At 42.4% G+C, this 12,666-nt stretch carries 9 protein-coding genes; 6 read left to right on the forward strand and 3 right to left on the reverse strand.

The features are described from left to right. Window positions 1-6: 6 nt before the first annotated feature. Window positions 7-921, reverse strand: a complete 915-nt coding sequence (fdxH, locus tag BKL49_RS10345; RefSeq protein ID WP_077425153.1) for a formate dehydrogenase subunit beta — start codon at window positions 919-921, stop codon at window positions 7-9. 1 nt (window position 922) lies between these two features. Further along, a complete protein-coding gene (gene fdnG / locus BKL49_RS10350) occupies window positions 923-4,006 on the reverse strand; it encodes a formate dehydrogenase-N subunit alpha (protein ID WP_143530842.1) in 3,084 nt (1,027 codons plus the stop codon). 254 nt (window positions 4,007-4,260) lie between these two features. On the opposite strand from fdnG, the gene fdhD reads away from it, so the two are divergent. Beyond that, window positions 4,261-5,073 carry a formate dehydrogenase accessory sulfurtransferase FdhD gene (fdhD, locus tag BKL49_RS10360; RefSeq protein ID WP_077425159.1) on the forward strand — a complete coding sequence of 271 codons (813 nt, stop codon included), beginning with the start codon at window positions 4,261-4,263 and terminating at the stop codon, window positions 5,071-5,073. A gap of 67 nt (window positions 5,074-5,140) precedes the next feature. Here the strand turns inward: fdhD and BKL49_RS10365 are convergent, their stop codons facing one another. After that, complete coding sequence (locus tag BKL49_RS10365) at window positions 5,141-6,169, reverse strand: ABC transporter substrate-binding protein (RefSeq protein ID WP_244151994.1); 1,029 nt, start codon at window positions 6,167-6,169, stop codon at window positions 5,141-5,143. A gap of 139 nt (window positions 6,170-6,308) precedes the next feature. Between BKL49_RS10365 and uvrD the strand changes: the two genes are divergently transcribed. The 5 genes from uvrD (at window position 6,309) to BKL49_RS10390 (ending at window position 12,497) form a co-directional block, all read left to right on the forward strand. Then, on the forward strand, window positions 6,309-8,489 hold the full coding sequence (gene uvrD / locus BKL49_RS10370; protein ID WP_167367142.1) for a DNA helicase II: 2,181 nt from the start codon (window positions 6,309-6,311) through the stop codon (window positions 8,487-8,489). A 102-nt stretch (window positions 8,490-8,591) separates the two neighbouring features. Next, window positions 8,592-9,593 carry an ABC transporter permease subunit gene (locus BKL49_RS10375; protein ID WP_167367143.1) on the forward strand — a complete coding sequence of 334 codons (1,002 nt, stop codon included), beginning with the start codon at window positions 8,592-8,594 and terminating at the stop codon, window positions 9,591-9,593. 13 nt (window positions 9,594-9,606) lie between these two features. After that, a complete protein-coding gene (locus tag BKL49_RS10380; protein ID WP_077425166.1) occupies window positions 9,607-10,494 on the forward strand; it encodes an ABC transporter permease subunit in 888 nt (295 codons plus the stop codon). Window positions 10,495-10,502: 8 nt separating this feature from the next. Next, window positions 10,503-11,495: a dipeptide ABC transporter ATP-binding protein gene (gene dppD, locus BKL49_RS10385; protein ID WP_077425168.1), complete on the forward strand. Its 993-nt coding sequence runs from the start codon at window positions 10,503-10,505 to the stop codon at window positions 11,493-11,495. Between the two features lie 3 nt (window positions 11,496-11,498). Further along, window positions 11,499-12,497 carry a peptide ABC transporter ATP-binding protein gene (locus BKL49_RS10390; RefSeq protein ID WP_077425170.1) on the forward strand — a complete coding sequence of 333 codons (999 nt, stop codon included), beginning with the start codon at window positions 11,499-11,501 and terminating at the stop codon, window positions 12,495-12,497. Window positions 12,498-12,666: the final 169 nt, after the last annotated feature.

A 12,666-nucleotide genomic window follows, 5' to 3' on the forward strand; every position in this document is an offset into this window, starting at 1 on the left:
ACTCCCTTATTTTTCGTCTTCGGATTCAAATTTTTCACTATGATCTTCCACATCGGTTTCTACATTTGGCCCTACGGTTAAGTAGTGACCAAGTTCTGCCAATGCAAGACCCCCCATTGCCACGGCAGCAACCGGTTTTAATACGTCTTTCCATAAGGTGATACTCATATCAATATGAGGATCTTTTGGTAAGCCGTTATAAAGTTCCGGTTTATCGGCGTGGTGCAACACATACATTACGTGTGTGCCGCCAACACCCGGTGGGTCATAAAGACCGGCGTTTTCATAACCACGGGATTTGAGATCTTCAACGCGTTTTTCTGCGTAGATTTTCATTTCCTCTTTTGAACCGAAACGAATCGCACCGGTCGGGCAGGTTTTCACGCAAGCCGGTTCTTGCCCCACAGAAACACGATCAACACAAAGGGTACATTTGTACACACGGTTATCTTCAGGATTCATACGTGGAATGTTGAACGGACAGCCTGCAATACAGTAGCCACAGCCGATACATTTATCCGATTGGAAATCCACGATACCGTTTTTGTATTGAATGATGGCACCCGGAGCAGGGCAGGCTTTTAAACAGCCCGGTTCGGAACAGTGCATACAACCGTCTTTGCGGATTAGCCATTCCAAACGATCATTTTCTTCCACTTCATTGAAGCGCATGACCGTCCAAGCTTTTGCATTGAGATCCACCGGGTTGTCATAAACTCCCACACATTGTGCATTGACATCGGAGCGGATGTCATTCCACTCCGAGCAACCCACTTGACAGGCTTTACAGCCAATACAGGTGGAAACATCGATCAGTTTTGCAACTTCAATTTTATGATCCCGTGCGTGTGGCGCAGGGGTTAAATCCGAGGTAGCGGAAATTTTAATAATATCTTGAGATTGTACATCCATTGCTCGCATATTATGCCTCCGCTTTCTCAATGTTCACCAAGAATGTTTTGTATTCCGGTGTTTGTGTATTTGCTTCACCCCAAGACGGCGTTAAGGTATTCGTAGAGAATCCACGATTGCCTTTACCATTTAAGGCTTTCATATTCCAGTGAATTGGAATACCCACGTGGTGAACGGTTTTTCCATCAATTTCGAGGTCTTTCAAGCGTTTGGTTACCACGGCAACCGCTTTGATATAACCACGTTTTGAGGTAATTTTCACCATATCACCTTTTTGAATGCCTTTTTCTGCCGCCAATTTTTCGCCAATTTCCACAAATTGTTGTGGTTGGGCGATGATATTAATGGCAGATTGTGCTGTCCAACTGTGGAAATGTTCGGTTAAACGATAAGTCGTTGCCACAAATGGGAACTCTTTGTTTGAACCGATAAATTCACGATCTTCTTTATAGATACGTACTGTCGGATCGGACACCACATTCGGGTGAAGTGGGTTTGTATCGATTGGGCTTTCAATCGGTTCATAATGCTCAGGTACAGGGCCGTTCGCGATTTTATCAACAGCAAATAAACGACCAACACCTTCGGCAGACATAATAAACGGCCCCGCATCGGAACCCGGTGGTTGTGTGCCATAATCAGCAACATCGTGCCAGTTCCAGTTTTTACCATTCCATTTGATTAATTGACGGTTTTTATCCCAAGGATTACCGTTAATATCCAAAGAGGCACGGCTATACAGTACACGGCGGTTTGCCGGCCATGCAAAGCCCCAACCAAGTGTACAACCTAACCCTGACGGATCGGAATTATCACGGTTGGCGGTTTGGTTACCTTTTTCAGTCCATTGACCAACATATAACCAGTTACCTGATGTGGTTGTACCGTCATCACGTAAGTGGGCAAAGCCATTTAATAATTGACCTTTTTTATACATTAGGTTGCCGTTAGGATCATAAAGATCATCAAGGGCATAACCGTTTAATTCTTTTGCCAATTCTTCCGCACTTGGCGAATGAGGTTGAGCATAATTCCACGTCATCGCCTCAAATGATTCAATACCGCGACCGCCTTCTTTTTTGTAAAGTTCGTGCATTTCTTCACGAATCATTGAAAGAATGTCCACGTCAGGTAAGGCTTCACCCGGTTGATCACAGCCTTTCCAGTGCCATTGCGCCCAACGACCGGAGTTAGAGATTGAACCGTCTTCTTCCGCGAAACAGGTGGTTGGTAAACGGAAGACTTCAGTTTGGATTTCTGAAGGATTCACATCGTTTGATTCACCAAAGTTTTTCCAGAATTCGGAACTTTCCGTTTGAAGTGGATCCATTACGATTAAGTATTTGAGTTTACTCATACCGGCAAGGGTTTTGTTTTTGTTCGGTAATGAGTTCAATACGTTAAAGCCTTGTAGAATCCAACCGTGTAACTGACCATCATTCATCAATTTCACGTGAGTAATTGGATCATATACGCGGTCTGTTTTTGGTAAGAAATCAAATCCCCAACTGTTTTCTTTGGTTGCGTTATCGCCATAGAAAGTCTTCATCATACTTACAAAGAATTTTGAAGTATTGCGATAATAGTTGATTTGACCCGGCACAATATCTTTCGGCGTAATCGCATTAATATATTGATCGTAAGAGGTATCTTTATCGTTTGGTAAACGCATATAGCCCGGTAAGGATGTCGGCAACAAGCCCATATCCGTTGTGCCTTGTACGTTTGAGTGTCCACGAAGTGCATTAATACCGCCGCCCGGCATACCCATATTACCTAGAAGTAATTGAATCATTGCCATTGAACGGATATTTTGTGTACCGATTGTGTGTTCCGTAAAACCTAACGCATATAAGTGCGTCATTGTTTTATTCGGCGCAGAGGTTTTACCGATTTCTTCACAGATTTGTAAGAAAAGTTTTTGTTTCACACCGGTAATACGCTCAACCATTTCCGGCGTATAGCGGGAAACGTGTTCTTTCAATACATTAATCACGCAACGCGGATCTTGCAATGTCATATCACGTTTGGCATTGCCGTTTTCATCAAATTGATAATTCCAACTTGATGTATCGTAGCGACGTTTTTCTGCGTCATAGCCTGAGAATAAACCGTCTTCAAATTTGAAGCCTTCGTTTACCAAGAATGAGGCATTGGTATAATGTTTAACATATTCGTGTTGAATTTGGTTTGTTTCCAATAAGTAACGGATCACCCCCATTAAGAAGGCAATATCGGAACCGGAACGAATTGGGGCGTGAATATCGGCAACAGATGCCGTACGGTTAAAGCGCGGATCAACCACGATGATTTTCGCACCGTTTTTCTTCGCTTCAATCGCCCAACGGAAACCTACAGGATGTGCTTCGGCAGGGTTACCACCTTGAACAATAATGAGATCGGCGTTTTTGATATCAACCCAGTTATTTGTCATCGCACCGCGACCAAATGATGGAGCAAGACTTGCTACCGTTGGTCCGTGTCAAGTATTCGCTTGGTTACATACCGGCACCATCCCGAGCATACGAATCCATTTTTGCGTTAATAAGGCGGCTTCGTTGCTCATTGCGGAGGCGGTCATAATTCCGGTGGTTGCCCAACGGTTTACGGTTTTACCGCTTGCATCGGTTTCAATAAAGTTAGCATCACGGTCATCTTTCATTAAGCGGGCAACGCGTTTAATTGCTTCTTTCCAAGAAATGCGTTCCCATTTGTCTGAACCCGGTGCGCGATATTCAGGGTAGAGCGCACGGCTTTCACTGTTAACATAATCCAACGCGCCGGCACCTTTCGGGCAAAGTGCGCCACGGCTAACCGGATGATCCGGATCACCTTCAAGATGGAATAATTTAGAACGGGTATTTGTACCGGTGTGGCCGCTTAATGTATCGGAAGGTTTACCGGTACTATATAACAACATACCGCAGCTAACGGCACAATATGTACAAGTGTTACGGGATTCATAGGCGCGTAATAATTTGTATTCACGCGGTGCTGCCAATGTGCTTGCCGGCGCAAAGCCTAGCATTGCAGCGGAAGTTCCCGCCATACCACTTGCACAGATCTTAAAGAATTTTCTTCTTGAGACCTGCATAATCACTCCTTTCAACAATAAGGTTGTCAGATGTTAGATAGTAAGAAATTCGTCTGGATAATTTGATTGGTTTCGTTAGAATAACGAATCATAATCGACTAAATTGCGTGCACAAAACACTGTGTAGGATACCGATTTTTTATGGATAAATCTATAATCAAAATACATTATCCCTATAAAAATGGTGATCCAGATCACAAAATAAACGAATATTGTCATATTTTTGTTATAAAAAGTTTAACGGATAGATAATAATGCATTGGCTTATTGAACAAACAATTCATTTTTTTCACAAACCTAAAACAGCGGAAAAAACGACCGCACTTTTAACGGATAAACCCGATTATCTCGCCGTTGAAATGCCGGTTTCACTGGTTTATAACGGCATTTCTCACGCGGTGATGATGTGTTCACCTCAGGATTTAGAAGATTTTGCCTTGGGTTTTTCATTAACAGAAGGCATTATTGATAAACCGAGTGAGATTTATGGTATTGACGTTGTTGAAGTCTGTAATGGTATTGAGGTTCAAATTGAGCTTTCCAGTCGAAAATTTATGGCATTAAAAGCACATCGCCGTAATCTTACGGGACGAACCGGTTGTGGCATTTGTGGTACGGAACAGATCAATCAGGTGTATAAAAACTTGCCGAAATTAGACCGCACTTTTGAATTTGATCTTAATTTGCTTGATGATTGCCTTTCTACCTTGCAGAAAAATCAAGAATTAGGAAAGCAGACCGGCGCAACACATGCCGCTGCATTTTTTGATCTTCAAGGTAATATGCTTGCGATTCGTGAAGATGTGGGTCGCCACGTGGCGTTAGATAAACTACTTGGTTGGTATGCCAAAAGGGATAAACCGCAAGGATTTATATTGGTTTCAAGCCGAGCCAGTTATGAAATGGTGCAAAAAGTGATTGCTTGCGGTGTGGAAATGTTGGTGGCAATTTCAGCGGCAACAGATTTAGCCGTAAAAATGGCAGAAACACATCATTTGACGCTACTCGGATTTGCTAGAGAAGGGAAGAGTAATATTTATACTGGGAGAGTGCGGTTGAAATTTTAGGTATTTTTTATCTTGAATATTTATTGATTTCTCTAAAAGAGGACGGTTGCTCCGTCCTTTTTATCGTCTACTTACTTTTGGTTTCCGTAACCCAGCGTTCAATTAAGTATTTGGATTCTTGTGGTGAACCGAATTTGACGAAATCAATATCAATTAATTTCAATTTATCTGCCGGCGTAAAGCCCGGTGCAGGTTGTGCATTGATATTGGTCGGAAGTTGGTAGGAATCCCCTTCCCGCCAAGGTATCTCTTGAGCGTCCTTACCAAGCACAAAATCAATAAAAAGTTTGGCATTTTCTAAATTGCGGGCGTTCTTGATAATACTCGCCGCGCCCAATGCGTAGCCCACGCCTTCACAAGGAAGTACGCCTTCAACGGGCGCACCTTTATTTTTTTCTTTCGCATAACTCAGCATAAACCCTAAATCTATGGCAACATCGCCTGTGGCTAAATTACTGGTTGCCATTCCCGTTTTGGTATATTGTGAAATATTATTATTTAAGGTTTTCAGATAATCGTAGGTTTTATTCTCACCCCAAAGAGAAATTAACGTACTTAATAAAGAATACCCGGTGCCGGATACACGTGGATCGGCATACTGAATTTGATTTTTAAATTCCGGCTTGGTTAAATCGGCAAAACATTTAGGCGGTGCTACGCCAAGTTCTCTGAGTTTTTTCGTATTTACCCCAATCCCCATTTCCATTAAGTAAATGACGGAAGTGAAATCGCCCCACTGATCCATTAGGGGTTTAAATTTCGGCATAATTTCTTTTTGCATTGGCGAACGATAGCGTTCAAACAGATCTAAATTCACCGCTTGCAAGTGTGGCTCAATTGTACCGCCATACCATACATCCGCCTGTGGATTTTTTTGTTCTGCCTTAATTTTGCCTAAGACAGTACCGGTGCTGTTACGCACAAATTGGGTTTCCACGTTATATTTTTTCGCAAATGCCTGTGTAACTTTTTCACAAGTCGTATTTTGCACGCTACAGTAAACCGTGAGTTTGCCGGCAGCCTGTACCGATTGTGAAGCCAGCCCTAACAGGGAAAAAAGTGCGGTTAATTTTAAGGGAGTTTTTAGGAATTCCATTTCAGACCTCGTCATAAAGTTAAGAGTCCGTACTATAAGTGAGGATTCGTCAATTGTAAACGATTGCGTAATTCCTCATTGTCTAATTTCTAAAATCGCACTATAATCCCCTGTAAATTTGAACAGATAAAATAACATAATGGACATTTCCGAATTACTTGATGGCTTAAATGATAAACAGCGTGAAGCGGTGGCGGCACCACTTGGTCATTACTTGGTTTTAGCCGGTGCGGGCAGTGGTAAAACCCGTGTGCTAACTCACCGAATTGCGTGGTTGGTGGCAGTAGAAAATATTTCTGAAGGCAGCATTATGGCGGTAACCTTCACCAATAAAGCCGCCGCAGAAATGCGTCATCGTATTCAGGCAACCCTAGCCAAACATTCCCCCTCCAACTTATTTGGTATGTGGATTGGCACTTTCCATAGTATCGCCCATCGCCTATTGCGCGCCCATCATTTAGATGTGGGATTGCCACAAGATTTCCAAATTTTAGATTCCGAAGACCAACTTCGTTTAGTGAAACGCCTATTAAAATTACATAATTTTGACGAAAAAGCATTTCCGCCCAAACAAGCCTGTTGGTACATCAATAATAAGAAAGATGAAGGTTTACGCCCTAACGAGATTGAAGATTTTAATGATCGACAAGAACGGGAATGGATTAAAATTTATCAGATTTATCAAGACACCTGCGATCGTGCAGGCTTAGTAGATTTTGCCGAGCTTTTAATTCGGGCTTATGAATTGTTTGATAAAAAACCGTTAATCTTGCAACGTTATCAACAACGTTTCCAACATATTTTGGTGGATGAGTTTCAAGATACCAATAAAATCCAATACAAATGGATCAGAATTCTTGCCGAACAAAGTGGCAAAGTGATGATCGTAGGGGATGATGACCAATCCATTTACGGTTGGCGTGGCGCACAAATTGAAAATATACAAAAATTCCTCAAAGATTTTAAAGCCGAAACCATTCGCCTTGAACAAAATTACCGCTCAACCGCCAATATTCTAAACAGCGCAAATGAATTAATCGCCAATAATACGGATCGCCTTGGCAAAAATTTATGGACGGACGGAGAAAAAGGCGATCCAGTGGGCATTTATGCGGCATTTAATGAATTAGATGAAGCAAAATTTGTCGCCTCACAAATTCAAGATTGGATCGACAACGGCGGCAAACAGGATGATTGTGCCGTATTGTATCGTAGTAATAGCCAATCACGTGTAATTGAAGAAGCCTTGATCCGATGCCAAATTCCGTATCGTATTTATGGCGGAATGCGATTTTTTGAACGGCAAGAAATCAAAGATGCCCTCGCCTATCTACGCCTGATTAATAATCGCCAAGATGATGCAGCCTTTGAACGGGTAATTAACACGCCAACACGTGGTATTGGCGATCGCACATTAGATATATTGCGCAACTTAACCCGTGAACGGCAAATTACATTATGGCAGGCGGTGCAGGTTGCCTCACAAGAAAATATGCTGACGGGACGGGCTTCAACCGCCTTATTACGTTTCCAAGAATTAATTAATTCTTTACAGGTAGATACTGCCGAAATGCCGTTATTTGCCCAAACGGATTTCGTGATTAAACATTCCGGTTTGTATGAAATGTACAAACAGGAAAAAGGCGAAAAGGGCGAAGTGCGAATTGAAAACTTAGAAGAATTGGTCACCGCAACCCGGGAATTTATCAAACCTGATGAGGCAGAAGATATGACGGAACTCACCGCCTTTTTAACCCACGCCTCCCTTGAGGCAGGTGAAGAACAAGCCTCACCTCATCAATCTTGTGTTGAAATGATGACCTTGCACTCCGCAAAAGGGCTGGAGTTTCCCCGTGTATTTATCGTGGGGGTTGAAGAGGGACTATTCCCAAGTTTCCGCTCTTTTGAAGAACCGGGTCGTTTAGAAGAAGAACGCCGCTTGGCTTATGTGGGCATTACACGGGCGAAACAAAAACTCACTATTTCTTATGCAGAAAGTCGCCGTTTATATGCAAAAGAAGAACGTCATTTGCCTTCCCGTTTTATTGCAGAATTACCGAAAGATTGTACCCAAGAAATTCGTTTACGTGGAACCGTAACTCGCGCAATGAACTTTGCCAAAGTCGGCACATTATCCCCTTCTCCGGAAAATGAAAACGGTTGGAAAATGGGACAAAAAGTAAAACATGAAAAATTTGGTTTAGGCACAGTGATTAATGTGGAAGGCACAGATAACAACACCCGCCTACAAATCGCCTTCCAAGCCCAAGGCATAAAATGGCTCATCGCACATTTGGCAAAATTAGAGAAAGTGCGGTAGAATCGCCGAACGCTTTGTTTTAAATTGGCTTTGTTCTATTGGTTTGTTAAAAAAGTGCGGTGAAAATTGACCGCACTTTTCCTTTCTTTGTTGGGTGATTTAATGTTTAAATTTATCTTCAAACGTATTTTGATGGTGATCCCAACCTTTATCGCCATTACCTTTGTGACCTTTGCACTGGTGCATTTTATCCCCGGTGATCCGGTGGAAATTATGATGGGAGAGCGTGGTTTAACGCCTGAAATTCATCAACAAATGATGCACCAACTGGGATTGGATTTACCCTTATATCAACAATATTTCAATTATATTGGGAATGTGATTCAAGGGGACTTTGGCGAATCTTTCCGAACCAACCAACCGGTTCTCTCTGAATTTTTCACGCTTTTTCCTGCAACCGCAGAACTTGCCTTCTTTGCTTTGTTTTGGTCGTTACTGGGTGGGGGGATTTTAGGTACGATTGCCGCAGTGAAAAAAGACAGTTGGATTTCCCACACCGTAACGGTTGCCTCGCTTACCGGTTATTCAATGCCTATTTTCTGGTGGGGATTGATTTTGATTCTGTATGTTTCCCCTTGGTTTGACTTGCCGCAAGGCGGTCGTTTGGAAAATGACTTTTGGATTGATACCCCAACAGGATTTATGCTGATTGATACTTGGCTTTCTGGTGTGCCGGGGGCATTTACCAATGCGGTAAAATCGTTGATTTTGCCCGCCATTGTGTTAGGTACAATTCCCCTTGCCATTATCACAAGAATGACACGTTCGGCAATGCTGGAAGTATTGGGTGAAGACTATATTCGCACGGCAAAAGCAAAAGGATTGAGCTATCCCCGCGTTGTAATTGTTCACGCATTGCGTAATGCATTGATTCCGGTCGTCACTGTCGTGGGATTAATTGTAGGGCAGTTACTTTCCGGCGCGGTGCTGACGGAAACCATTTTCTCTTGGCCGGGAATTGGGAAATGGATTATTGATGCCATTCACTCCCGTGATTACCCGGTGTTACAAGGCTCAGTATTAATTATTGCGACCATAATTATTGTGGTGAATTTAATGATTGATTTACTTTATGGCGTGGTGAATCCGCGTATTCGTCATTAATTGGAGGGAAATGATGACTGACACAACATTAATGTTAGCACCAAGAACTCCTTTGCAGGAATTTTGGTTTTATTTTAAACAAAATCGTGGTGCATTAATCGGCTTAATTTTTATTCTTATCGTGGCATTAATAAGTATTTTTGCCCCTTATATTGCCCCTTTTGATCCTGCCGAACAAAACCGTGCCGCACTCTTATTGCCCCCGGCTTGGTACGAAGGTGGAAATTCGGCTTATTTATTGGGAACGGACGATATTGGTCGTGATATTCTTTCACGTATTATTTATGGTACACGTATTTCAGTGTTTGCCGGTCTTGTGATCGTATTGCTTTCTTGTGTTTTAGGCACAAGTCTTGGCTTGGTTGCAGGTTATTATGGCGGCGTATTGGACACGATGATTGTTCGTTTAATTGATATTATGCTTGCTATCCCCAATTTATTGCTCACCATCGTTGTGGTTTCCATTCTTGAACCTTCATTAGTGAATGCTACCCTTGCCATTGCGGTAGTATCGATTCCAAGCTATGTGCGTTTAACCCGGGCGGCTGTGATGAATGAAAAAGGACGTGATTATGTTACCTCCTCAAAAGTCGCCGGGGCAGGTATTTTACGTTTAATGTTTATTGTGATTTTACCAAACTGTTTAGCTCCATTAATTGTGCAGATGACTATGGGCATCTCTAATGCCATTTTAGAACTAGCAACTTTGGGTTTCCTTGGTATTGGTGCAAAACCGCCTACACCGGAACTTGGCACAATGTTGTCTGAAGCCCGTAGTTTTATGCAAGCTGCAAATTGGTTGGTGACGATTCCCGGGTTGGTGATTCTTTCTTTGGTTCTCGCTTTTAATTTAATGGGTGATGGTTTGCGTGATGCACTTGATCCAAAACTTAAACAATAGGGGGCAGAATGGCATTATTAGAGGTAAAACAACTTTCTGTTCACTTTGGTGATAAAAAAACACCGTTTAAAGCGGTAGATCGCGTGAATTATCAAGTTGAACAAGGTGAAGTATTAGGCATCGTTGGCGAATCCGGCTCGGGAAAATCGGTGAGTTCCCTCGCCATTATGGGATTAATTGATTATCCGGGGCGGGTTTCGGCAGAATCGTTAATATTTGAAAACAAAGATTTATTAACGCTCGATAATAAGACAAAACGATCGCTCATTGGTGCAGATGTAGCAATGATTTTCCAAGATCCAATGACCAGTTTAAACCCTGCCTATACGGTTGGTTTTCAAATTATGGAAGCCTTAAAAACCCACGAGGGCGGTTCTAAAAAAGAAAGACGTGAACGTACATTGGAATTGTTGCGTCTGGTAGGGATTCCCGATCCTGAATCCCGTATTGATGTATATCCACACCAACTTTCCGGTGGGATGAGCCAGCGGGTGATGATTGCAATGGCGATTGCCTGCAAACCCAAATTATTAATTGCCGATGAACCAACTACCGCATTAGATGTAACGATTCAAGCACAAATTGTGGATCTGCTACTCGACTTACAGAAAAAGGAATGTATGTCGTTAATTCTGATTACCCACGATTTGGCACTGGTGGCGGAGGCGGCACATCGTATTATTGTGATGTATGCAGGGCAAGTGGTGGAAGAAGGGCTTGCCGAAGAAATTTTCCGTGAACCAAAACATCCTTATACACAAGCATTATTGCGTTCTTTACCGGAATTTTCGGAAGGAAAATCACGCTTACAATCCTTAGCGGGAGTTGTTCCGGGAAAATATGATCGTCCTACCGGTTGTTTATTGAATCCACGTTGCCCTTATGCTACGGAGCATTGTCGTCAAACAGAACCTGATTTACATCATATTGGCCATCGCAAAGTGAAATGCCATACGCCACTCAACGCACAAGGCGAACCTGTGGAATATCAAGGAGCATAAACAATGTCGAAAGAAATGAAAGAAAATACGCCCTTGTCTGATATGCCGTTATTAAATGCCATCGGCTTAAAAAAATATTATCCGGTGAAAAAAGGATTATTGGCAAAACCACAACAAGTCAAGGCATTGGATGGTGTCTCTTTTCAATTAGAACGTGGTAAAACCCTTGCCGTTGTTGGAGAGTCGGGCTGTGGTAAATCCACACTTGGGCGTTTGCTAACAATGATTGAAAACCCAACGGAAGGGGAACTTTATTACAACGGTCGCAATTTCTTAGAAAATGATGCACAAACGAAGGCATTACGCCGTCAAAAAATCCAGATCGTGTTTCAAAACCCCTATGCTTCGCTCAATCCGCGTAAAAAAGTCGGTGCAATTTTAGAAGAGCCGCTTATCATCAACACCAAACTTTCTGCCAAAGAACGTAAAGAAAAAGTGCTTTCAATGATGGCGAAAGTGGGACTCAGAGCAGAATTTTATGATCGCTATCCGCATATGTTTTCCGGAGGACAACGCCAACGCATTGCCATTGCCCGCGGTTTAATGTTAGAACCCGATATTGTGGTAGCTGATGAACCCGTATCCGCCTTAGATGTATCGGTGCGGGCGCAAGTATTGAATTTGATGATGGATTTACAAGATGAACTGGGACTTTCCTATGTTTTTATTTCACACGATCTTTCTGTGGTAGAACATATCGCCGATGAAGTGATGGTGATGTATCTTGGACGTTGTGTGGAAAAAGGCACAACCGAGCAAATTTTTGCCAATCCGCAACACCCTTACACACAAGCTTTGCTTTCCGCCACACCGCGTCTTTCGGCAAATTTACGCCGAGAACGCATTAAATTAACAGGGGAATTACCAAGCCCGATTAATCCACCGAAAGGTTGTGCTTTTAATCCGCGTTGTTGGAAGGCAACAGAAAAATGTCGGTTGGAACAACCAAAACTTGAATCTTACGCTGAAGGGAAGTTAATCGCTTGTTTTAATATTGATTAAGATTTGATAGAAAAAATCAGTATTTTTTAACATGAAGTGAATTTTGCAAGACGCGGCTTTTTTTATCAACAACTCAAAGTATAAATTTTATAGCTAGTTTTTATAAAGAGGATCCCCATGGCCCCCCAATCCAACTACCGCTACACCCTTGATTGTGGTGATAAATACC

Origin of the sequence: Rodentibacter myodis (assembly GCF_001999305.1) — a bacterium.
Lineage (GTDB): Bacteria > Pseudomonadota > Gammaproteobacteria > Enterobacterales > Pasteurellaceae > Rodentibacter > Rodentibacter myodis.